Source organism: Leptospira broomii serovar Hurstbridge str. 5399, from assembly GCF_000243715.2.
GTDB lineage: Bacteria > Spirochaetota > Leptospiria > Leptospirales > Leptospiraceae > Leptospira_B > Leptospira_B broomii.
Window position 1 is genome coordinate 1,577,412 of record NZ_AHMO02000008.1, and the last position, 21,620, is coordinate 1,599,031.

A 21,620-nucleotide genomic window follows, 5' to 3' on the forward strand; every position below is an offset into this window, starting at 1 on the left:
GAACTGAATTTTAGTCTTCAATAACGCTCATCGCATATTCGGAAATCGCGTCCCGACGTTGCTCGGCAAAATCCTTATGGAACCAAAGATTTTGAATTTTGGAGGCTTCCTTTTTATTCCCGATCACGATCTTGGTCATGCATTCTTCGACGGCAAATTTCATGGCTTCTTTACCTGTTTCTCCGAGACCCTTGTTTCGTTTTTTTCGAACGATTTGGCCGCCGGATTTTTGAACCCGTTTAATCAAATCATCGTAATCTTTATCGTCGATGCAGAAAACGGTCTCTGCCTTTTTTGAATCGCCCATCTTCACGTCTACTTCGTACAAAGGCGCACTAGAAATATGTATTAATCCCAGTTCGAAAAGTTCCGGCCAATATTCATAAAAGAAAGAAAGCATCAAGGAACGAATCGCATATCCGTCGAAATCCGCATCCGTGATGATACTTATTTTTTCGTAATTGAGCTGGTCTATGGATTTTACTTTTTCGTTCAAGGGTAACCCGAGGATCGCTACGATATTCTTTAACTCTTCGTTTGCGATCGCTTTTGCCAAGGAAACACCTTTGCAGTTCATCGGTTTTCCGCGAAGAGGGAATAAACCATGCAGCTTGGGGTTCCTCGCCGGACGTAGGCCGGCTATTGCGGAATCACCTTCCGCTACGAAAAGAACTCTTCCCGGATCTCCCGGTTTTCCGGTCGGAGGCATCAGCTTAGGAATATTCATCTTACTGGCTTTCTTTAAACCGCGTTGAGCGTCTTCAAAAGCTTTTAGCTGAGTTCTCTTTTCCATTTGGAGTTTAACTTCTTCCAATAATGCCGTTTTTTTAATGAACTTATCCAAATGTTTATCAACCGCATTTCGAATATCCTCATTCAAATCGTTGATTAGATAAGATTTATCCTGAGATTTAAAACGCGGATTCAACAACCGCATGTTCACATACATATGAAAACAATTGCGAACGTCGTTACGCGTACAGCTGGTTTTTAACTTTTTCTCTAAGGAAACAATCTGGCTTTTTTTTCGGATTTCGTCGCAAATTCGATTTTCAAGATATTCGATCGCCGATCCGCCTTGCGGAGCGAAAATGGAATTTACCCAAGTGAGATTTTTATTTTGTCCGATGACCAGGTAAGCCTCCAGGTGAAGCTGCGATCCGGCGGCAGGCGCTTGATAATCCATTTTATAGTAAGTTAAAGCGGAATGTGAAAAAATTTCGTCGAGTCCCTTTTTGAACTTAAATTTATCCTTCTTACCTTTATGCACAAACTGAACTTCCAGACCCGGATTGGTCATGGCGATGTCCTGTAGATACTGTTTCATCAGATCCACATTAAAGGATATATCGAGACTGTTGAAGTATTTAGGATTCAATTCGAATTCGACTGAGGTTCCATGTTCTTCTTTTGTCGCTTTATCCACGGATTCGATCATATTCGTTTTCTTACATATCGGAATAAGCTTCTCGATCTGATCTTTCGTAAGCAAGGGACAGTCGTCGAATTTACCGTGCTCATCGAAATATAAAAATGCGCGTTCGGTGTCCTCTTTAGAAAGTTTGTAGGAGCGAATTTGCTTTTTTGCATCCTCGTGTAACGTAAATAGTTTCTTAAAGGAAACACCGCCATTGACTGTCTTTACTTTGAAATAAGAGGAAACCATTCGGACGAGGGAAATGCCGACGCCGTTTTGGCCGGCAACATGGTCCTGCTTTACGTGATCGTCGAAATTTTCCCCGTACATCAAGTGAAGAAAAACACCTTCGGCGTTTTTAGCAGGAATTCCCCGCCCGTTATCCATTACATTGACCGTTTTTTTATCGGAAGATAACTGTATGATCAGCTTGGACATTTTGTCCTTTTCCGGTATTGATTTATCCTTTTGGTTTTTACGGTATTCGTCGACGGCGTTCATGCACGCTTCGTCCAGACATTTCAGTTTGGCGGGAACATCTTCCAATTCTTCATGAACGACTTCGTACTGACCGTCGTTACCTTTACGAAAAAAATGCTGTTCAAAAGTGGAGACGGAGTTCTGGCCAAGCCACATTCCGGTCCTCATTCTTACGTGTTCTACGTTAGAGAGTTTCTTAAAATTTCTTTCCTGGTTTGCGGCGGGCTTTTTTTCGGTTTTGGTTTTGGCGCTACTCATTCCTTATCCCATTTGTCCTTGAGTTCGGTTAATTCGCCGATCATGAATTCGGTCAGTTTCTTGTCCTCTTTTACCAAACTTTGGTATCGAGAAAGGGCGGTTTTGGCTTCGACGATTGCTTCCTCGCATTTGCGAACTTCGTCGATCGTCATCCTATAGACGGGAATCGACGCCAACCACTCGTAATATTTGAATTTAGCTTTTTGAAGTTTGTCTTCGAAATCTTTTTTCGATTTTATGCCGATGACTTTTTCGTTCCATTTTTCTTTGATGAAGCGAATCAATTCCGAGTTTCTTTCGATCTTTTCCTCTTCCAAACCTGCGAGTCGTTTAAACCTGCGGATAAGATGAGTCTTACGAAAATCACAGAAACGTTTTATAATTTCTTCGGGGCCGAAATTTTTCAATCGGCCATCGAACGTAATTACGTTATTTGCAAGAGTTTGAGTATCTTCTTTGGAAAAAACTTCGAATATCTGCTTCTGAGTCGGTTTCTCCCCTTTCTTATAAATCAACTCTATTCTAAATTTTTGACTGGAGTAATCTACGTAATCCTTTAGCCATGTATCTTTTTTCTCCAGAATATCATCCAGAAGGTTGATTACTTTTTCCCTATTCCAATTCATCGGAGAATCTGTTAGGTAAAGAGTGTCTCCTTCCCAAGTGAAGTTGAAGGTCGTGGATATCGTAGTATTGCCGGCCTCCGTCTTGGCCATTTTAACTTCGCCCTTATAATCCTTATACCAAGGCTTTAAAGGGATCGGTTTCTTTGTCTTGAGATAGTTTATCTGGGAATTGATTACGTGCGAGAGTTTATGACCGGGAATAAAGCAACGGAATCCCGTTGCGATTCCTTGAATATTATTCAGAAGCACGACGGGAACCTTCCCGACAAAATGTATGGGTTCGTCTTCCGTTTCATCGTAGTTTTTTACGTAATCGATGTCGGGGAGACTTTCAAAAAAACCTAAATCTTTTACGAAGTCCGAAAGTTTGACCTCGGTATATCGTGGAGAAGCAATCGCGCTCGGATCCAATACGTCTCCGAAGGTTCCCTCGCCGGCGACTAACGGGAAATTATTGGCAAAGGTAAAATCCTGGGCCATTTGAGAAAGAGCGTCTTGAATGGAACGATCCCCGTGCGGATGATACCCCATCGCGAGACCCGCAACTTTAACCGTTTTTGTAAAACGATTTCGCGCGTCCGAGTTCCACATTGCCCAAAGAATTCGTCTTTGAACCGGTTTTAGTCCGTCGATTTCATGAGGGATAGCCCTAGAATCGCAAACATAACGAGAATATTTCCTCTGGTCGTCGTTAACTTGATCCTCAAAGGGTATTTTCGGAAAGTTATCTTTGCTGGATTTATTGGAATCTTTCATAGGACTTTTATGCCAAGGGATTTTAGGACAGTTTTACTGTCAACCTTTTAGTAAATACGGGGAAATCAAAGTCCCAAAATACACTTAAAACAGCTTGATTTTGGACTTTCTTCCTTTCTCGTGCAGAAACGGTAGGAGGGAAAGAAAATTTCCCAGTTTTTCCTTGAAGAAACGATGGAAAGCAGGACTTTTTCATGAAATCCCCTTTTTCCGGCTGGAATATCTTTGAATCTTAGAATTTTTCCCATCCGAATCGTTTTCGGTTCCTCATTCCTTTTTCTAAATCTGGTCTTCGGTTCTTGCTCTTTATTGCCCGAATGGATTAGCGGAGATCATCCTCTCGTCGACGATTCTCGGACGACTAGGGTCTATTGGAATTTATCGCAGGTCCCTAAAACTTCGGAAGCATATCAAAATCAACCGAGCAATTTGCGCTATATCGTGGTCAATACCGAGCCCTCCAAAGAAAGAGTTTGGAAGGGGGAAGTCGATCTTTGGGAAACGAAAGAAGAATTTCAAAATTCTTTACCGAAAGCTATTATATTTCCGAGATTTAGTTTCAAAGCGGCAATTCTCTCCGGTGTTTCTAAATTAGAGGAAGGCGAATCGACAAATCCGAAAAAAATTTCTTTCGTTCCAAAGATGACGGAGGCTTGGGATTGGGAGGGTGATTCGTTTCCTCAATCCTCATTGGGTATTCTTTCCAAACGGTTTCCTGTGGAAGATTGGTCGATGGTTTTCGATCTACGTTCGGATGAGGCTTGGCTTTCCAAAGAATCTAGAAATTTAGGGAGCGGTTCCGAAATTGTCTGGCAGAATCTTCGTACTCGCGGATCTCTACTGACCACGGATCTGATTCTTCCTTCGGGTAAATCATTTCCGTACGCGGACTACGATTATCGCCAAGTCGGGTTCATTGCGCTTCCGATAAGTACCGGTGCGCTACCGATTTGGATATTTAAAAGGGAGAAGGGCGCGATCTGGGCATGGGGGCTATTGCCGGAAGATTTGGTATCCTCTCAGATCCTATTAAAACAGAGAAACTCGAAAGGATCGCCTTTTGCTAGTTTTCTTTTTTACGACGCTTCTTCCAATATTCCGTTTACCACTCGGGCCGATTTGAGGAACTATCCAATCATCATCCTCTCAGATCAAAACAATGTCAGACAATAGAGAAGTTCGTACACGTTTCGCCCCGTCTCCCACAGGCTTCCTCCACGTCGGTGGAGCTAGAACTGCGCTTTTCAATTTTCTTTATGCGAAGTCCCAAGGCGGTAAATTCCTACTTAGAATCGAGGATACCGACCAGAACCGTTCCACTGAGGAATCGTTTAAGACGATTTTGGAATCGCTAAAATGGCTTGGCATTGAATGGGACGAAGGACCGGGAATAGGCGGACCTTACGGACCCTACGTCCAATCTGAACGGCTTTCCATTTATAAAGAATATACCGAAAAATTGATCTCTGAAGGTAAAGCATACCGATGTTTCTGTACTCAAGAAGAGTTGGAAGCGAAGAAGAAGCAAGCCGAAGCGATGGGGATTCCGTACGTTTATGACGGCTTGCACGCTAATATGAGCGAACAGGAAGTTCAGGAAAAGCTGAAGGCTGGAACTCCCTATTCGGTTCGATTCAAGACGCCTTCTAAAACTCTGATCTTCGAAGATATCATTCAAGGTAAGGTCAAATTTGAAACGAAACTGATCGGTGATTTTATAATCGTTAAATCGGATGGATTCCCATCTTACAACTATGCCGTCGTAGTTGACGACGGACTTATGAAAATCTCGCATGTAATTCGAGGAGTCGGTCACCTTTCCAATACACCTAGACAAATTTTGATTTATGAAGCCTTAGGATTTCCGGTACCCGAGTTTGCACATGCATCCGAGATCGTGGGAATGGACGGTAAAAAACTTTCCAAACGGGCCGGTGCTACTTCCATTCTCGCTTTTCGCGACCTAGGATATCTACCTGAAACTTTTTCGAATTATATGGCCTTGCTTGGTTGGACTTCTCCCGACGGGCAAGAATATCTTCCGGGAGATACTACGAAACGGATCTTCGACGTTCATCGTTGTTCCAAATCCCCCTCCACGTTTGATGTATTCAAAAAACCGAAAGGAGGGGAAGAGGAAGTTGTTACGAACTTCTCCAATTTGGAGCAGATTGCCGAGGCGATGAATCCCAAATCCAAATTAAATTGGTTATCAAACAAATATATACGCGAACTACCTATTGCCCAAATTACGGAGGCTCTCGTGCCGTTTTTAGAAGGCAGGGATGATATTCCGAAAGAGCATAGGGATCCGAAAAACCCGGAGTTAGGCTCCATTGTGGATAGCATCCGAGTCTATTTGGATAATTTGCGTCAAGCGCCTGATTATATCGCCGAATTCTATCTTTCCGACTTAAAGATAAAAGGGGACGAGGCGTTCGAAATCTTAAAGCATGAAAGTGCCGCCGCGGTGATAAGAAAATTTTATCAGCTACTCCAGGTGGATCTACCGCAAACCGACGAAGAATATAAGGCGCTAATGGCGAGAACAGGTGAAGAGACGGGGCAGAAAGGTAAAACGCTTTTTATGCCGATTCGAGTAGCTACTACGGGTAAAGCCCATGGACTTGAGTTGCCTATCCTATTTCCTCTCTTAGGTAAGGAAAAGCTACTCAAACGAATAGAGAAAACCGGCAACGAAGCCGGAATTTCTCTGGGTTGAAGGTTTTTTGTTGCAAAACACCCCTTTTAACCTGTATCTCTAATATAGGGACATCCGATTCAAATGAGGGACACAGTCGACTCACTCCTGGTAAGGCAACATTCCGGTTCCTACGTAATGTTCCTTCCTCCGGATTTGTCGAGCATCCGCGACTTCCGGACGGTCCTTCGTAAATCCTTGGAAGAAAATAAATTTTTGTCTAAGGATATTCAGCAGATAGAATTGGCAGCGGATGAGGCTTTAACTAACTCTATTTCGGCTAATGTAAATTGTAGTTCGAACGAGACGATCATCTGCAGATGGGTATTACGAGATTCCAAATTTACTCTTTGGATCGTCGATTACGGATCGGGCCTAAAACAGGATAAACTCGAATCAGTTTCTCACGAAGCAAAAGCCTCCACCTTAAAGGAATTTTTAAGTAAAGTACAGAATTACCAAGAGAACAAATGCGAGATCCTACCTTTTAGAGGGAAACCCGTACAGCACAGAAATCTCGGTAAGGGATTGCAAATCATGCAATCATTAATGGATTCAGTAAAGGTTCTCTATCATTGCAAAGAAGGGCGGATTTCCTCCGATCCGGCGGAATCCAATATTCGAGGTTCCATCATCGAGCTTGCCTTCGATGCAAAAAAACATTCAGCGTGAGTACGTTAAACGAATTTGCCGATTTTATACTAAGATCCGGGAAGTTGGAAGATAAGCTTTATTCTCCCGATTCGTTTCCAATCGATGTTCCTTCCGAAACTTGTATTCCACCGGATCGTCCTGCTCGTTCGAGCAAAATAGAATTCTCCGATCGCAAATCCAAAATTCCGAGACTCGAGCATTTGAATGTCGAAGAGAACAGAATTCTCTCTCTTCATCATTTTGCCAACCATGAATTGATGGCAGTCGAGTTGTTTGCCTGGGCCATTTTAAAGTTTCAAGACGTCCCTTCATCCGTTCGTAAGAGTTTTTATAAAACTTTGATGGAAGAGCAGATGCATCTTCGATTGTATTTAAAGACGATTCGCGCATGGGGAATGGATTTCGGCGATAGGCCCTTGAATTACATATTCTGGAAACAAACTCCTAATATGCAAACATTAGAGAAATTTTATGCCGTGATGGCTCTTTCGTTCGAAAGTGCGAATTTGGATTTTTCTCTTATCTATAAAAAAGCGTTCGAGAAGTTTGAGGACTTTGAAAAGGCTTCGATCATGGACCGGGTTCATCAGGATGAAATTCGTCACGTAAAAAGAGGTGTAAAAGTCGTCTTTTCCGACGGTGCTAAAGGTATCGATCAGTGGGAAAAGTATCGAAAATTGATCTCGCACCCGTTCACTCCTCGTCGTGCAAAAGGAACCTTCTATTTTCCGGAGCTTCGATTGAAGGCAGGGCTATCGTCCGAGTTTGCGGCGGAGCTCGGAAAATACGAGGACGAGTATGAAGGAACTACGAACGCTAGAATTCTTCGAGACGTACTCGGTATCGGGACCTCGATTTAAGACCTGGAAATCGATAGACGTAGTTTTTTCCTCCGAAGATACTGTTTTGTAACCGGCATGAATTCTTCCCGTTTCTTTCTTTCATTCAATCGAATTCTTATTCTTTCCATCCTATTTGCATTTCTTAGCTCGTGTAATTCCAAAACACCGTCGGATTCCAAAATTATTTCGCAGGTGCTTTCAGGCGGAGAGGAGAAGCATCCCAAAGTCGTATTAAAAAAAGTCGGAAATTTGGACGATGATCCCGAGCTTGAATCTTTTGCCATAGTTCGAAATGGCACAGAGGAGATTCTTGCAATTTTTAAAAAAGACAAAGATGAATGGCGTCTTATATTCAAATTACCGTTCAGTCTACTGAATATCGGCCCTATGCATTACGAATCGAAAGGGTCGTCTTGGAAACCCGGAGAAGACGAAAAAGCGAAAGAGCCGGGTTATATAATTAAACGAATCCTAATGGAAGAACTTCCGGGAGACGAATTTAATTCTCTCTTTTTAGAAATATTAAGCGAAGAACCTCCGATAGGTCTTTTTTCCGTTCCTTTTGTTATTAGGAAGGGAGCTAAAGTTTTGGATGGCTTAGCTTCTTTGAAAGACCACGAATTTTTAGTTAAATCCAAAAGAGCCGATTTCACTTATAATAAAGAAGAAAAGAATATCACTGTTTTTCCCGGCAATAGAACGTACGCGCAAAATTTTAATTTTAACGGTTGGGAAATGGTCCCCGATATCGCCAATGTCGCTGCTCCCGGATTGTTAAGCGTCGAAGCGCCGACCGAGTGGAAAAAAGGAGAATCGGGAGAGGTAGTCGTTTGGTTTAAGAACCGAGGTTCGTACGCGGGAACTACTTATATTAGTCTTTCTTTTCCTCAAGCCGGAAAACTTGAAATCGATTCCGGAAAGGAAGGAGTTAGAATGTACTCGATCGGCAGCAATATATATTCCGCGGAAGGCAAATATATAAATGCAAAAGTTCCCCTTTTGGAAATCACTAAAGAGGGATGGGGGAGAAATCACAGATACGGTGTTCGTTTTAAATATACTCCTGATTCCGACGGAGTTCCTTACGTTCTATTTCGCTCCACGTCGAAGGCGTATCGTGAAACCGTTCAAATTCCGACACAAGCAAGTTCGGTTAAGACCGAGCTTGACCAACAAGGTTATCGCAGTTATCCTCTTTCTTTGATCACAAGAGGAAAATCGAAGTAGGGAATTTCTAACAGGAAGAAACGTCTAGTGGGAAATTTCGAAGAAAACAAGCAAAAACACGCAAAGACCGAGGTCGTGCGTTCTCAAGTGGAAAGATTTCGCAAGTTTTACGCGGATTATTTTCATTTGGAAGAAACGATTCCGATGGTGGAATATTTCTTTGAAACGATTTATAATTTAGAGGGAAAAGAAGCTTGGATGCATCTTGCTTTAGACACTTATCAGAAAGTGAAAGGCATGATGAAAGAAACGACTCGCTCCAATTTGGAAACTCTTATCGAACTGAATAACTTGACCGATCAGTTGGATGGAGAAATGGCTAAATTACTTTTAGCTAGAGGATGGGACGGTAAAAAGTTGAATCGGGAGGAATACGACGATCTGTATCGCGCATTCGGTCATAAGCAAGAACGAATCAAACAGCTCGAGATCGTTCTTCACAACCTTCGAACTTTTTACGAGCTGGCGCATCGCCCTATCGCTGCTTACTTAATCCGTCCCGCTAGATTTATGGCATCTTTGCTCGGAGTTTCCCCCCTTTTCGATTCGGTAGAGCAGGCCTATAACGCGGTGCTTCCGGTTTCGCCGGAAATATTTAGTTCCTTTATCGAAAAAGTGGAAGAGCGAGAGACTCAATACTTAAACTCCGCCTTCGGATCGGAAACGACTCGGGAGTCCGCAATATGATTCGAAGGACCAGATTTTCGCGGTATAAAAGAAAAGAAGAGCAGGAAGAGAATAGCGATCGATGGCTTTTGACCTACGCGGATATGATTACTCTTCTTTTAGGTTTATTCATTATTCTTTATTCGATTTCTCAAGTGGATCAAAATAAACTCAAGCAGGTCGCCGACCTTGTGCGAGGCGGATTCGGACTTGGAGAATCTTTTTTTGACGGGTCTGCGGTGAATCTGGAAGATGACGCGCTTTTGCAGCCCAGAACTCAGCTATATCGATTTTGGGAAAGAATCTCTTACGCATTAAAAAAGATGCGGGAAAAAACTAAGCTAATGATAGGGATGAACGAAACTGAAGAAATTCGAATCCAAGTCTTTACACCGGCATTAGGAGAAGGCGATGAGTTTCATCCGGATGAAGATACGGATTTTACCTTTAAAAAAATAGCCGAAGTCACTCAAGGTATGGATGTGGATTTGACTTTGAGAGTTCAAATTCCATATTCTGATCAAACTGCAAATCAAGGCTTTCGCAGTGTATGGGAATACAACGCTCATAGGGCGACTCTAGTTGCGGAAGTCCTCTCGGAGAAATATGGTATTCCGAAAGATCGGATTTCAGTGCAAGCTTTCAACGGTTTTAAGAAAATCGGTAAGAACGAAAACACTTCGCCTGAAATGAAAGCTTCCCAGGAAAGGATCGAGATTTTGATTCGAAAAAGAGATAAGGAAGAATGACGGGTATTAACTTGGCTATCAAAATATCGAACATGAAATTCAATATGACGATTCTAACTATTTCAAGAATGATACTCGTTCCGATCGTTCTTGTAGCAGTGTTATCATTTCTGTTACTCGATTGTAAAGAAAAAAGGAAAGTATCCCAGGAGATTGAAACTCTCTGGAGCAGTGATCAGGCTGACGAACCCGATTCGAGCGGACTCGTCTTGATCGCAAAATATTGCGAGAAAATCAGAAGCTGTGCCTCCGAAGAGATTGATCGTCTAAATGTCGACGAAAAAGCAATTTTAGAAAAACGGTTGCGACCGGACATCTGTATCCAAAAATTTAAGGAAACTCCCATTTACAGATTGGAAATGGATTCGCCTAAAACCGCTTTTATACGGACAATTCATTGTCTCCAGAAAGCCATCGGTTCGGATTGCCAATCTCTCAAAAAAGGAGTGTCGCAATTATCCGAAGACTGTGAATGGATGTATTCGGCGCAGAAGCTGAATTGAAATCGATACGGGATTCCTGCAACAAACAGAGAAGGAAATCCTGAGTCCAACGAGGACTCGAATCCGGGAAAAGAAGATCAAAAGACCGGGAAAATTCGGGAGGATAAACCTTTGCTCAGAGGACTAAGAAAATTAAATCGTTATGAAAAACGCTTATTAAGAATTGCTAAATTAGGCGGAAAACTTGCAAAGCTCAGACAGGTCGGGTTTTCTCGAAGGACTTCTGAAGGTTTTCGTTTTCCGATTTATTGCCTCGAGTTAGGCACCGAGCAAGGACTTGCAAAACATCCGGTCGGAATTACGGCGGCTGTTCACGGTTTGGAGACGATTGGGATTCAGATTCTTTTGGATTTTTTGGAATATATTATCCATCCCGGATCTAACGGCTACCTGCCGGAATTTAAAAAAGGAAAATTAGGTTTAATTGTTATTCCGATAGTAAATCCGGGCGGGGTAGCGGCAAAAACCCGTTCGAATCCCGGCGGGGTCGATTTAATGAGGAACTCAGGGATAGATGCCGTAAAGCCTCTGCCATTCTTCGGCGGTCAGAAATTATCCAATAAGCTCCCATACTTTCGAGGACATGGATTAGAGCCTGAATCTAGAATTCTCTTCCGGACGATGTACGAAAAATTTTTCGGAGTTGCGGACGCCGTCATGCCGGTGCTGGATTTGCATTCAGGCTTCGGAACTGTAGACAATGTTTGGTGGCCTTACGCATATACGAAGGAGCCATGTCAAGACACCCCTATTTATCGGAAATTAACCGCTCATCTTCGTGAGAATTGCGGGCATATTCATTTTTCATACGGCCCGCAAAGTGAAAGCTATACGACCCACGGAGACCTATGGGATAAGTTTTACGATCACTATAAAGAAGTGCACTCCGATAAAAAAGAATGGGGAGCCAAATTTCTACCGCTGACTCTGGAAGTGGGAACATGGTCGGATATCAAGGAAGAACCGATGAAAATATTTTCCAAGAAAGGTATTTTCCGACCTGCCGAGCAAAATAAGCGGGAAACATTAACACGTTATAGAGGATTCCTTCGCGACTTTATTCGAATAGGTTTATCACAGCCCAAGGATTGGATTTAATTTTATAGAATAATAATTTTGTCGAACTCCCCAGGAATACGTATATAGAACTATCCCGAATTTCGGAAGGAAGACAAAGGATTTTGCGAGAAGTTCGGACTTAGAATCGAATCCGGTTACAAATTGATATTCGATTAAAAAAGGCCGGCCTATTTGGTTGGCCTGAAAGTCTTTCGAGCGGGCAAATTAATTCTCACTCGAGGCAAGGCGAAATTTTAGGATCCGGCTCCGAAAGGAATATTTTGAAAATGCGTTTATCGCGGGTTTCAGCTCCAAAACTTCGTTTAATGTCGAGTTTAAAAAAGCGATCGGATTAACTCCGAAACAATATAAGGAATCCTTTCCGATTAAGAAGGAATTTTCGGATAGGCATAAGATTTAGAATTTTGTGATTTCTTACTTTAAAAGCGTAAGCTTTTCGCTTCTTTGATCATTTCGAAAATCGTAAGGTTCTCGATAATCCTTCCTCAAAGAGTTCGTTTTCGGGGATTAAACTAATCACTAAAATGAATTCCTCGTCAGGAAATCCGAACATAGATCCTGAGTGAACCAAAGTATTTTCCGATTCTAATAGCTGTAGGCAATAGGCATCCGGATCTTGGAAGAAATGAGATCCCAATATCGCATACCATCCGGCAGTCGGTGATCTGAATATTAATCTCTTCGAATCCGAAATTAATCCCTTCAGACTTTGAAGATTTCTACGGATGCGTCTAGATATTTGCCCTTGGATCATCTTTCTCCATTCTAATAATTCAGGTAAGGCAAATTGAATGGGTGTGTTAACGGACAAAAAAGTATCCGCGATAATTTCCAGCCGTTCCTTACATTCTAGTTTCCATCTCTCGGGACCGTCCACATGGATCCAGGAAAGTTTCATTTGTGGGAGCCCGAGAATTTTGGAAATCCCGTTTACCATAAACAAAGGAACACGATTCGTTTTGAATCTCGGCGTTTTTCTTTCATCATGAAGATAGTCTATGAATACCTCATCCAACACGAGTCCGATGCCTCTTGATTCGGAAAGATCGACAAGACGAGCAAATTCCGAATCGCTCAATAGCGAGCCGGTAGGGTTATTGGGCGATACTAAGAAAATTAATTTAGTCTTTGAGGAAAGATTACTTTCGAAACTTTCGAAATCGATTTCCCAATTCGCTTCCGAATTTAACGAATAGGTCCTGAATTTTATTCCTTCCAATAGAGTTAAAAATTCGAATAAAGGATAGCCCGGTGCCGGAATGAGCACTTCATCTCCAGGATCACAGAATAATTTTAGAATATACGAATACGCTTCCGAAGATGAAGAAGTTAAGAAAAGATCGCCCGGCGATACCTGAATGTTTCTCTCTTGATAGTATTTTGAAACGGCCTCTCTCGCGGAAAGAATCCCTTGAGGTGTCGGTTCGTAAGTTAAGGACTCCGATCGCGATAATGAGTGTAAAATCGCTTCGCTAGGATAAGTAATCTTAACTTTTGTCGGATTCGAAACAGTAAGATCGATGATTTCTTTTCCGGAGTCCCGTAATTCTTTTACTTTTAAGTAAAGATCGTTTTCCCCGCTTTCGAATTCGAACCGGCCGCTAAATTTTGAACGAAAGTCAAGAGACATTGCTTTCTTAGTTGGCGATTCGATTCCAAAGATATAGAATCGCCGATAGTATTATGCTTACTAATATCGATGTGGTAATCGGAAAATAAAATCGGAAATTGTCCCGCTCGATCCGAATATCCCCGGGAAGATTACCGAAGTTGGAGAGAAATGGAATCTTCGAACCGAATATGAAAAAAATACCTAAGAGGAGACAGATGGCTCCGATCCAAAGAAAAGTTTTACCGAGCGGTTCCATAGAAATTTTCAGTAGGCGGGGAGTTTGGCGGAGAGGGGGGGATTCGAACCCCCGGTAGGTGTTACCCTACGCATGCTTTCCAAGCATGTACCATAAACCGCTCGGACACCTCTCCAGTTCAGGTTGCGTTTACGATATTTTCGTAAACGGGCTCCTGGTCAAGGAGATTCGACGTAAAAGTTTAGGGACACTAACGTCGAAATTCGATCAAATCGAATCCATTGTCTCTCCTACATGGCGTGCCGCAACTTTGGAAAAGGCCATAATCGTATAGCTAGGATCAACCGAGACAGCGGTAGGAAACACGCTTGAATCGCTCACGAATAGATTTTTGAGTCCGTGAACTTTGTGCTTCCAATCCACGACTGAATTTTTAGGATCCAATCCCATCCGACATCCGCCGGCCGGGTGAGGTGCGGCCATTGCGATCGAGCCGGGTGATAGAGGGATCTCATTTATTTTAGATAGCTCTTCGACACTTGCCAGTGTGGTTCTTTTAAGGTCCGGTAAGATTACGGTTTTAGCACCTGCCTTAAAATTTAATATTACCTGTTTGCGAATGCAATCGCGCAAAATCTTCTTCGTAATTTCTCCAAAAGGATATTGTACTTCCCGTTTCCCTCCCGAAGTCACTTCGATTCGTCCCAACTCGGAATCCAAATCATCTATCCAGCCGATGGTTCCGCCTAGATGCGGAAGATCTTTCATAATTTCGAAATGTTCTTTGCCGAAACCGGGTACCAATGCCCCTAAAGCCCCGGGCTGAAGTTGGTTGGCCATTATTAAATAGCCTCCTTCCTTATACTCCCCGTCGGAAAATCTGGCTAGACGAAACTCCTCCACTCCGTAAGCCGAAGGTATATTTCGCCACTGTATTATAGGTTCTTTATATAATGCATGAACGAATGGGGAAGGATTGATTGCCAAAAATTCTCCCAGGGCAGGAAGCTTCCTTTTCAAAGAGTTTCGTAATAGAAAAGTCGAGCTTCCGAAGCCGCCGGCCGCAATGACCACTGCATCGGTTTTAAAATGCAATTTAATTTCGGATTCTTTTTGCGAGGGTCTATCGATTACGACCGCATGTAGACCGACTACCTTATCGCCTTCGAATTCCAATTTAACGGCTTTAGTATCAGAGTAAATATCGACTCCCAATGCCATCGCTCTAGGAATATGAGTGATCAGTTGACTTTGCTTGGCTCCGAACATGCAACCCTGCATGCAATGACCGGATTTTTGACAATTTTTTCGCGCCTGCGGGACCGGACTTCCTTGCCATCCCAAATCTTTCGAAGCCGTCCGGACCAGTTGATTCATTCGATTGAAGTATTCTTCTTTCGCAGGATGAACATTAAGGGTCTCGTCCAGTTCTTTCCAGTGAGGTTCCAAATCTTGAGGGCTATGGCCCAGTACTCCGAACTTATCATGCCAGAGATTCAATCTGTCGTTAGGGGTTCTGTAGCTATCGGCCCAGTAGTGTACCGATGCGCCCCCCACGTTCTTTCCGTAAACGATATTAACGGTTCCATCCGCGGTCGTTGCCATATTTCTTTCGGCCGATACTTTACCGGCCATGTTTAATTCGTGGTTATCAAACGTTCCAGTGTGATAATACCCGCCTTCTTCAAGCAGAATCACTTGTTTGCCTAACTTAGCGAGTTCGTATGCTACGGTTGCGCCGCCGCAGCCGGTCCCGATTACGACGACCTGGGCTCGAATCTCCCTGGGTCCTCCTCCAAGATTCTTCCACTCGTAAATTCTACCCGACATCGACTCCACCTATCATTTTTTTATAATATATTCGCGATTCGCTAAGCTTTTCCGGCGGGTTGCCGAAAGGTCCTTCGTATGAAATCAGATGAAAGGTCGCCGGATGTCCATAATAGACCCAGTAAATAGGCATTCTTAAATTCGCCCAGACAGCGCGAACTAGATCCGAACTAGTATCCGCAAGGGAATTTAGAAAAGACCGTCTCGAGTCGAGGGACATCCTGCTGAATCGGGAGAACTTTCCGTGGAGGATCGGCAGATATTCGATTACAAGTATTAGAGATTTAAAATCTTCCGAAAGAAACGGATCTACGAAATAAAATTCCTCGTCTAACCGCTCTAAAACTTCGGCTTGCTTGTAAGTAGGTATGTTTGGTCCTTCCGGAAGTATGGCTTCAGCCAAAGCTGCCATCGTGTTCAATTCGTCGGTTGAAAAGAACAAAGCCTTGGGAAGAAATCGTGCTGAAGACTTAAAAATACAGACGGTTCCACCCAAAAAAAGGGCCGCAGAACCCGCCAAGCCGAACCGCAGGAAAGTTTTACGAGAAAAACGAGATGTACGATTTTCCATGACCCAGAGTATGTAGATCTGTTAATGCACTGTCAATCTTTACAAGCAACTTGGGTTGGAAAAGAGAGTTGACGAAACGTACGTTCGATAATCCCTAGTAGATCATGGCTGATAAGAACGATAAAGTTCCTGAAAATGCAGCAGGAAAGTTTTACATCGATAATACCTGTGTACCATGTAACGATTGTGTAGAAGAAGCCCCTATGCTTTTAAAATATACTGACGACGAATCAAAGGTTTACTTCCATCGCCAACCTCAAACTCCGGAAGAACAAATTTGTGCACGGAAGGCTAAAGACATTTGCCCGGTCGAGGCGATCGGAGACGACGGAGAGTAATAATACTTTCTAACGTTCGAGTATTTTGTAGTAAAAGTCTTACTACAAAATACGGTTCCCATAATAAAGAATGCCCTTCCTAACAGTCGCCCGATAAAAATTCTATATTCAAAAACAAATTCCTTTCGAGTTTTACGACTTTTCTTCGTCTAACCCGTGTTTTCATCGAGAAAAAGTGGTCTTATAATCGAGGCCTATGAAAGTGCGTGAGACTAGTGCAGGTACGCCCGAATCCGTAAATGGTTTGGATTTCTTCCGAACCCTAGTCGAAAAAAGCAGGGATATGATATGCCTACATGACATAAACGGCATCTATCTTTATGCGAATCCGAGGGCTCACGAACTAACAGGGTACAATCCGAGTGAATTGGTAAATCGCGATTCTTATGATTTCATTCATCCTGAAGACCAGGAAAAAATCCGCCGCGAATCACATGACCTTGCAAAGAAAGGGGAAGTTCCCCCTTTAAGCGATTATCGTTTTTTGCATAAAAAGGGAGTGTACGTCTGGCTCCAGACGGTGACTCAGCCAATATTAGATGATTCAGGAAAAGTAAAATACCTTCATACAACGACGAGAGAAATAACGAATCAGGTATCTTTGACGGAGAAACTAAAATTGGAAGAGAGGTTCTCCTGCCTAATGAGCGAACTCGCTCATGTCGGAGCCTGGGAATCGGATTTCCAAACCGGAACGATTTACTGGTCTTCTGAAGTGTACAGAATATTCGAACGAGACGAACGAAAAGGCATCGATAAAACAGCGGTTTATTCGTATAGTCATCCCGACGATCTCGCAATCGTCTCCTATTGCAATAAGCGATTGGGAGAAACGGGAGAGAGTTATTCTCTTGAACACAGAATTATAACCGAGTCCGGGCGGATTAAATGGTTAAGAAGCCAAGGAAAGGCGATTTATGTCGGCGACAAAATTACCGGAATCTACGGGGCGATTCAGGACATCACACTCTCTAAAACAGTCGAAGAAGAAATTCGGCTGAGTGAAAAGAAATTTTCATTAGCATTTCATAATTCAGGCATCGGGATTTTTTTGCTCGATAAAGACGGTAGATTCTTAGAGGTAAACCAATCTTTTTCAAACCTTGTAGGCTATTTACCGGAAGAACTATGGGTAAAAAAATTCAGCGATATTACCTTTTCGGACGACGTTGATACCGGCCTGGAAATATTCGAGCGCGTATTAGGCGGCGAGAAGGAATCCGCTCAACTGGTAAAACGATATGTGCATAAAAGAGGTTCGTTGATTTGGGCCTTGGTCACCTCAGTTGCGGTTCGAAAAGATTCAGGCGAATTAATGTTCGTCGTTGCTCAAGTACAGGATATTTCTCGTAGACGAACGTTGGAAAATATTCTTAGGGAAAAGAATTCACGCCTGAAATCGGTAGGGAAAAATCTTAGAGAGAGACTCAATCAATTGGAGGAATTCAATCAGATTGTTTCACATAATATTCGATCTCCTATAGGAAATATTTCGACTTTAGTGAAATTTCTCGAGGAAGCCGAAACCGAAGACGAGAAAAAGGAATTTATCGAATATCTTAAACAAACTGCAAGTCAGTTACATTCTACGTTAAACGAATTGGTAGAAGTGATTAAAATTCGACAGAATGCAAGAGTCACATCGGAACAAATCTCCTTCGATGAAATTTTCGCAAAGGTTAGGTCCATGTTTCTGGGGCAAATTATGGAGGTCGGAGCTGATATTATCGTCGATTTCGCGACGGCTCCCGAAATTTTATATCCGCGAGTCTATTTGGAGAGCATTCTTCTTAATTTATTATCTAACGCTTTGAAATATAGATCGCCTAAAAGGAAATTAGTAGTCACTTTTAGATCCCATTGGCAGAACAATAGTTTGATTTTGGAAGTCGCAGATAACGGACTAGGAATGGATTTGAATAAGTACGGAAATCAGATCTTTAAGTTGCATAAAACTTTCCACAGAAATAAGGAAGGGAAGGGATTAGGATTATTTATGACCAAAAACCAAGTCGAATCCCTCGGCGGCGAGATTACGGTAGAAAGCGAGCTTGATAGAGGAACGAAATTTCTCGTCCAACTTACGAAGGCAAATGAATTCTGGATTTAAAAAGCAAAGACTCTTATTGGTGGATGACGACGCTATATTCGTCGCTATCGCTAAACGAACTATCGAAAAGGTCGGAGTCGTGCATAGCTTTGAGGTTTTGTCGGACGGCGAGGAAGCGATTTCTTTTTTGAAAGAGCATACCACGGATCCGGATCGTATACCGGACTTGATTTTTCTAGATATCAATATGCCCTATATGGACGGGTGGCAGTTCCTGGAAGAATACGCGATATTGGTGGACCGTCTTTTGAAAAAGCCGATTATTTATATGGTTAGTTCCTCGGTAGACGATGCCGACCTCAGGAAGGCTAAAGAAACACCGTACGTAAAAGATTATCTGATTAAACCAGTTTCAGTCGAATCCTTTCGAAAAATTTTACGCCCTGTGGAAGAATAAACTTTCGACAAATTAGGTTTATTGATTTCAGTTATACCAACCTGCATGGAATTTAATATTATTCCGTTATCGGAAAGATCTCTTCCGTCATCGAATCTCATTATGATCCTTGTCGAAAACGCCGACTAAAATACCGTTTCCTTTGCGATCTATTCGTAGTGCTCCGAATTTAGCATTCGCAAATCTTGCGCCCGCACCCTCTTGGAAAAAGAACTCCTCCGCTCCGAAACTAATCTCGGAATCGTGTCTATGATATTTGATTTTTCGTTCGTGCCCGGTCGTCGGCTCCGGTTCGTTTTGAAATCGAACAAACGTCGCGACCTTATCCTTGTCCAAAGAAAAGACGATATAACCGGAGCTAGATAATTCGTCCGTAAAATTCGAACGAGTGATATCGTAGGCCAGTCGTATATAATCGCCTTGCATTAACGAACGAGGATCAACCGGTACAAGAGTGAATAGTACTAATTCGCCGGTTTCCCGTAACTTTTCTTTCTTAAAAGTTTCGACCCCCACAACAAGGAGTATAATGGCCAGGTTTAAAAGAATAATCGGTTTCCTTAATTTATCTTTCATTCTTTAATTTCCTTCTCCGCAAACAATTTCGAGAGTAAAAGATATACCGATACGAACAGGATGCCGGATCCTAAAAGTATGTAGGATTTTACTAAAAGGGTCATTTTTAAGGAATAGTAGAAATCGGTTAAATATCCGATAATCGAGAGCAATCCGAGTACTAAAATAAACGTCAGCTTTTGTCTAAAGCCTATCAAAATAAGCAAAACGGAAAAGGAAATTCCCGGAGCTTGAAGAGTCGATAGTAAAGTGATGCAAATTCCTGCGATAGTTAAGCTAGTAGCCGTTAGATGTTCTTTCGCGAAGATACGAAAGCAATCTTGTAGATAAGCGGCGAGAATAACGACTCCGATTACCCCTGAAATTCTCCAATCTGCATGAAGTAATTCCCCCCTACTTACGGATAAGGAAGAAATGCCCGAAATACAAAATGCAAGAGCATATGCGGTCGGTAAAAAGAATCTTGGAATCAAAGGACTATAGGTTACGAGCATAGCTTCGAAACGGAAAAGTAAAATCAGCGATACTCCGGCCAACGCTAATAAAAAATGAATAGCAGTGATTATTTCATTATGATATAGCAAAGTTCCGGAAGCTGAAAAGAATAAGATAACCGAGATAAATTTTTGAATCCAAGTTCCGGATAGAAAATACAAAATCGTCTCTACAACTAAGACAGTGAGACTGATCGTATTCGTTTCAAGATGAGAAAATCCGATTCCGAGAAAGAACAGAATTTGACCTAGAAATCCCAAAGATACTAATAGCGGTTCGGATATTTTTTTATCTTTATCCAATAGAGGTATTGCGATAGAACCGAGTAGGACGATTCCTCCGAGATATTTAAGGCTGTCGGTGGTCTTAAGTATCTCGGCTAAAAATAAGAAGAGTAATATTAATAAAGCGGCAAACCAGGATCCGATGATTACGACCAAATGAACGTACCAGGGAGCATTATCCCCTTTAGAGCGGGTAAAGAAAGAGTTTAAGGTTTCTTCTTGCTGTTGATTTAAGGCGAGTTTAATCGCAATTTCTTTTAAATTCATCCCTTTCTTTCGTCCTGTCTCCATTCGTTCCTAACATTTATAAGATGTTTTGCGCTCCATGCGGTTACAGCGGTCAGTACGACTCCTCCGAAGAAAAACAGTAATATAAAATTATCCCAATCGAACTGTCTAATCATGATTGAAAATATGAGAATGATTCCCGAAAGTAAAGCTATCGCGAGCATTCCTAAGCGCCGAATCATACGTCTATAAACGAAATAGATACCGACCGCAAAAAGAATCGACATACCTATCATAATAAAATCGCCGATTCCTTTTTGATCTCTGAATATACTGAATATAGAACCCCATATCACGAAATAAAAGGCGATCACTCCGACTGCGTTCGGAAACCAAGCAGCGGTTTCTTTCGGCTCGCTGCGATTTCTTGTTAATTCGTAAGCAGCGATAAACCCTAGATTTATCAATAATGCCAACGAGTACAGATAAGGATTCTCCTCTCGGAACAATATTTGGTTTCCATAAAGTTGAATCGTCGAGTTTAGCAGTACAATCCAAAGAAGCCATAAAGAAGCTGAATTTCCGACCACTACGAATCCTAAGCTAAGGACGGTCCAGCTGATCAGCAAATCCACGGAATTGGCTCCGGTTTGATAGATTTGTCCGTACACTGCGAGCAAAACGCCTGTAAGAATTGCTGCAACGAATAAGAAAGCTTGATACGAATAATATTCTTTTTTTTGAAAGAGCGACGCGATGGAAACGACGGATAATGAACCGGCGATTAGCCCTAATTTCGCAAACCTATCCATCCCCGCCCAGTTATAGGCAAAGAAGAAAATGACTCCCGAAGCAAATAGAGCCGAACCTAAGGCAAGAAATCCGATACGAGCAAATCTAATCCACTCCTCTAAGGTGGGCTCGGGTGAGATCAGGGATAAAAATTTTCTTCCGTCTTTTTCATTTAGATTTAAAAGCCGGATCGCTTCATAAGCTTCGCTTTTCTCAAAATTTTTCATAGGCA

At 42.3% G+C, this 21,620-nt stretch carries 21 protein-coding genes and 1 tRNA gene; 12 read left to right on the forward strand and 10 right to left on the reverse strand.

The genetic code is table 11. The annotated features are described in order from the left end of the window. Nucleotides 1–10 precede the first annotated feature (10 nt). Nucleotides 11–2,155 carry a toprim domain-containing protein gene (locus LEP1GSC050_RS12965; protein WP_010571636.1) on the reverse strand — a complete coding sequence of 715 codons (2,145 nt, stop codon included), beginning with the start codon at nucleotides 2,153–2,155 and terminating at the stop codon, nucleotides 11–13. Continuing rightward, nucleotides 2,152–3,537: a DNA gyrase subunit A gene (locus LEP1GSC050_RS12970; RefSeq protein ID WP_010571637.1), complete on the reverse strand. Its 1,386-nt coding sequence runs from the start codon at nucleotides 3,535–3,537 to the stop codon at nucleotides 2,152–2,154. Before LEP1GSC050_RS12970 ends, LEP1GSC050_RS12965 begins: the two co-directional genes overlap by 4 nt. Nucleotides 3,538–3,762: 225 nt before the next feature. Here LEP1GSC050_RS12970 and LEP1GSC050_RS12980 point away from each other — a divergent pair, with 225 nt between their 5' ends. The 9 genes from LEP1GSC050_RS12980 (at nucleotide 3,763) to LEP1GSC050_RS13020 (ending at nucleotide 11,977) form a co-directional block, all read left to right on the forward strand. Next, a complete protein-coding gene (locus LEP1GSC050_RS12980; RefSeq protein ID WP_010571638.1) occupies nucleotides 3,763–4,710 on the forward strand; it encodes an LIC_13346 family putative lipoprotein in 948 nt (315 codons plus the stop codon). Beyond that, nucleotides 4,697–6,259 (forward strand): glutamate--tRNA ligase, encoded by a 1,563-nt coding sequence (gene gltX, locus LEP1GSC050_RS12985; RefSeq protein WP_010571639.1) that lies wholly within the window; start codon nucleotides 4,697–4,699, stop codon nucleotides 6,257–6,259. The genes LEP1GSC050_RS12980 and gltX overlap by 14 nt, the downstream gene beginning before the upstream one ends. Nucleotides 6,260–6,322: 63 nt before the next feature. Next, on the forward strand, nucleotides 6,323–6,910 hold the full coding sequence (locus tag LEP1GSC050_RS12990) for an ATP-binding protein (RefSeq protein ID WP_051184874.1): 588 nt from the start codon (nucleotides 6,323–6,325) through the stop codon (nucleotides 6,908–6,910). After that, the gene (locus LEP1GSC050_RS12995) at nucleotides 6,907–7,752 is read left to right on the forward strand and encodes a DUF455 family protein (protein ID WP_010571641.1); all 846 of its coding nucleotides are present in this window, start codon (nucleotides 6,907–6,909) and stop codon (nucleotides 7,750–7,752) included. Before LEP1GSC050_RS12990 ends, LEP1GSC050_RS12995 begins: the two co-directional genes overlap by 4 nt. Nucleotides 7,753–7,809: 57 nt before the next feature. After that, the gene (locus LEP1GSC050_RS13000) at nucleotides 7,810–8,961 is read left to right on the forward strand and encodes an LIC13341 family surface-exposed protein (RefSeq protein ID WP_010571642.1); all 1,152 of its coding nucleotides are present in this window, start codon (nucleotides 7,810–7,812) and stop codon (nucleotides 8,959–8,961) included. Between the two features lie 27 nt (nucleotides 8,962–8,988). Further along, nucleotides 8,989–9,648: an FFLEELY motif protein gene (locus tag LEP1GSC050_RS13005; RefSeq protein WP_010571643.1), complete on the forward strand. Its 660-nt coding sequence runs from the start codon at nucleotides 8,989–8,991 to the stop codon at nucleotides 9,646–9,648. After that, nucleotides 9,645–10,376, forward strand: a complete 732-nt coding sequence (locus LEP1GSC050_RS13010) for an OmpA/MotB family protein (protein ID WP_010571644.1) — start codon at nucleotides 9,645–9,647, stop codon at nucleotides 10,374–10,376. The genes LEP1GSC050_RS13005 and LEP1GSC050_RS13010 overlap by 4 nt, the downstream gene beginning before the upstream one ends. Then, nucleotides 10,373–10,879, forward strand: coding sequence for a hypothetical protein (locus LEP1GSC050_RS13015; RefSeq protein ID WP_010571645.1), 507 nt, complete (start codon nucleotides 10,373–10,375; stop codon nucleotides 10,877–10,879). The genes LEP1GSC050_RS13010 and LEP1GSC050_RS13015 overlap by 4 nt, the downstream gene beginning before the upstream one ends. A 111-nt stretch (nucleotides 10,880–10,990) precedes the next feature. Further along, on the forward strand, nucleotides 10,991–11,977 hold the full coding sequence (locus LEP1GSC050_RS13020; RefSeq protein WP_010571646.1) for a M14 family zinc carboxypeptidase: 987 nt from the start codon (nucleotides 10,991–10,993) through the stop codon (nucleotides 11,975–11,977). Between the two features lie 430 nt (nucleotides 11,978–12,407). Here LEP1GSC050_RS13020 and LEP1GSC050_RS13025 read toward each other — a convergent pair whose 3' ends face one another. The 5 genes from LEP1GSC050_RS13025 to LEP1GSC050_RS13045 form a co-directional block, all read right to left on the reverse strand. Further along, a complete protein-coding gene (locus tag LEP1GSC050_RS13025) occupies nucleotides 12,408–13,589 on the reverse strand; it encodes a pyridoxal phosphate-dependent aminotransferase (protein WP_010571647.1) in 1,182 nt (393 codons plus the stop codon). A gap of 7 nt (nucleotides 13,590–13,596) precedes the next feature. Beyond that, a complete protein-coding gene (locus LEP1GSC050_RS13030; RefSeq protein WP_010571648.1) occupies nucleotides 13,597–13,827 on the reverse strand; it encodes a DUF2905 domain-containing protein in 231 nt (76 codons plus the stop codon). 25 nt (nucleotides 13,828–13,852) lie between these two features. After that, a tRNA-Ser gene (locus tag LEP1GSC050_RS13035) sits at nucleotides 13,853–13,942 on the reverse strand. A 92-nt stretch (nucleotides 13,943–14,034) separates the two neighbouring features. After that, on the reverse strand, nucleotides 14,035–15,597 hold the full coding sequence (locus LEP1GSC050_RS13040) for an FAD-dependent oxidoreductase (protein WP_010571649.1): 1,563 nt from the start codon (nucleotides 15,595–15,597) through the stop codon (nucleotides 14,035–14,037). Beyond that, a complete protein-coding gene (locus tag LEP1GSC050_RS13045) occupies nucleotides 15,587–16,168 on the reverse strand; it encodes a hypothetical protein (protein WP_010571650.1) in 582 nt (193 codons plus the stop codon). Before LEP1GSC050_RS13045 ends, LEP1GSC050_RS13040 begins: the two co-directional genes overlap by 11 nt. 104 nt (nucleotides 16,169–16,272) lie before the next feature. Between LEP1GSC050_RS13045 and LEP1GSC050_RS13050 the strand changes: the two genes are divergently transcribed. The 3 genes from LEP1GSC050_RS13050 (at nucleotide 16,273) to LEP1GSC050_RS13060 (ending at nucleotide 19,013) form a co-directional block, all read left to right on the forward strand. Next, nucleotides 16,273–16,506: a ferredoxin gene (locus LEP1GSC050_RS13050; protein WP_010571651.1), complete on the forward strand. Its 234-nt coding sequence runs from the start codon at nucleotides 16,273–16,275 to the stop codon at nucleotides 16,504–16,506. Between the two features lie 196 nt (nucleotides 16,507–16,702). After that, entirely contained in the window at nucleotides 16,703–18,616 is a 1,914-nt protein-coding gene (locus LEP1GSC050_RS13055; RefSeq protein WP_010571652.1) for a PAS domain-containing sensor histidine kinase, read from the forward strand. After that, entirely contained in the window at nucleotides 18,600–19,013 is a 414-nt protein-coding gene (locus LEP1GSC050_RS13060) for a response regulator (protein WP_010571653.1), read from the forward strand. Before LEP1GSC050_RS13055 ends, LEP1GSC050_RS13060 begins: the two co-directional genes overlap by 17 nt. An 87-nt stretch (nucleotides 19,014–19,100) precedes the next feature. Here LEP1GSC050_RS13060 and LEP1GSC050_RS13065 read toward each other — a convergent pair whose 3' ends face one another. Genes LEP1GSC050_RS13065 through LEP1GSC050_RS13075 form a run of 3 tightly spaced genes read right to left on the reverse strand, consistent with a single transcriptional unit; the run spans nucleotide 19,101 to nucleotide 21,615 of the window. Further along, a complete protein-coding gene (locus LEP1GSC050_RS13065; RefSeq protein ID WP_010571654.1) occupies nucleotides 19,101–19,589 on the reverse strand; it encodes a GDYXXLXY domain-containing protein in 489 nt (162 codons plus the stop codon). Next, nucleotides 19,586–20,635, reverse strand: coding sequence for a DUF4401 domain-containing protein (locus LEP1GSC050_RS13070; RefSeq protein WP_010571655.1), 1,050 nt, complete (start codon nucleotides 20,633–20,635; stop codon nucleotides 19,586–19,588). Before LEP1GSC050_RS13070 ends, LEP1GSC050_RS13065 begins: the two co-directional genes overlap by 4 nt. Beyond that, a complete protein-coding gene (locus LEP1GSC050_RS13075) occupies nucleotides 20,632–21,615 on the reverse strand; it encodes a DUF2157 domain-containing protein (RefSeq protein ID WP_010571656.1) in 984 nt (327 codons plus the stop codon). Before LEP1GSC050_RS13075 ends, LEP1GSC050_RS13070 begins: the two co-directional genes overlap by 4 nt. Between the last annotated feature and the right edge of the window lie 5 nt (nucleotides 21,616–21,620).

Bases quoted from the DNA above. Each gene is read 5' to 3' on its own strand.
- LEP1GSC050_RS12965 (WP_010571636.1), bottom strand. From the start codon at position 2,155: ATGAGTAGCGCCAAAACCAAAACCGAAAAAAAGCCCGCCGCAAACCAG.
- LEP1GSC050_RS12970 (WP_010571637.1), bottom strand. From the start codon at position 3,537: ATGAAAGATTCCAATAAATCCAGCAAAGATAACTTTCCGAAAATACCC.
- gltX (WP_010571639.1), top strand. From the start codon at position 4,697: ATGTCAGACAATAGAGAAGTTCGTACACGTTTCGCCCCGTCTCCCACA.
- LEP1GSC050_RS12990 (WP_051184874.1), top strand. From the start codon at position 6,323: ATGAGGGACACAGTCGACTCACTCCTGGTAAGGCAACATTCCGGTTCC.
- LEP1GSC050_RS13000 (WP_010571642.1), top strand. From the start codon at position 7,810: ATGAATTCTTCCCGTTTCTTTCTTTCATTCAATCGAATTCTTATTCTT.
- LEP1GSC050_RS13010 (WP_010571644.1), top strand. From the start codon at position 9,645: ATGATTCGAAGGACCAGATTTTCGCGGTATAAAAGAAAAGAAGAGCAG.
- LEP1GSC050_RS13015 (WP_010571645.1), top strand. From the start codon at position 10,373: ATGACGGGTATTAACTTGGCTATCAAAATATCGAACATGAAATTCAAT.
- LEP1GSC050_RS13025 (WP_010571647.1), bottom strand. From the start codon at position 13,589: ATGTCTCTTGACTTTCGTTCAAAATTTAGCGGCCGGTTCGAATTCGAA.
- LEP1GSC050_RS13030 (WP_010571648.1), bottom strand. From the start codon at position 13,827: ATGGAACCGCTCGGTAAAACTTTTCTTTGGATCGGAGCCATCTGTCTC.
- LEP1GSC050_RS13040 (WP_010571649.1), bottom strand. From the start codon at position 15,597: ATGTCGGGTAGAATTTACGAGTGGAAGAATCTTGGAGGAGGACCCAGG.
- LEP1GSC050_RS13045 (WP_010571650.1), bottom strand. From the start codon at position 16,168: ATGGAAAATCGTACATCTCGTTTTTCTCGTAAAACTTTCCTGCGGTTC.
- LEP1GSC050_RS13050 (WP_010571651.1), top strand. From the start codon at position 16,273: ATGGCTGATAAGAACGATAAAGTTCCTGAAAATGCAGCAGGAAAGTTT.
- LEP1GSC050_RS13055 (WP_010571652.1), top strand. From the start codon at position 16,703: ATGAAAGTGCGTGAGACTAGTGCAGGTACGCCCGAATCCGTAAATGGT.
- LEP1GSC050_RS13060 (WP_010571653.1), top strand. From the start codon at position 18,600: ATGAATTCTGGATTTAAAAAGCAAAGACTCTTATTGGTGGATGACGAC.
- LEP1GSC050_RS13065 (WP_010571654.1), bottom strand. From the start codon at position 19,589: ATGAAAGATAAATTAAGGAAACCGATTATTCTTTTAAACCTGGCCATT.
- LEP1GSC050_RS13070 (WP_010571655.1), bottom strand. From the start codon at position 20,635: ATGAATTTAAAAGAAATTGCGATTAAACTCGCCTTAAATCAACAGCAA.
- LEP1GSC050_RS13075 (WP_010571656.1), bottom strand. From the start codon at position 21,615: ATGAAAAATTTTGAGAAAAGCGAAGCTTATGAAGCGATCCGGCTTTTA.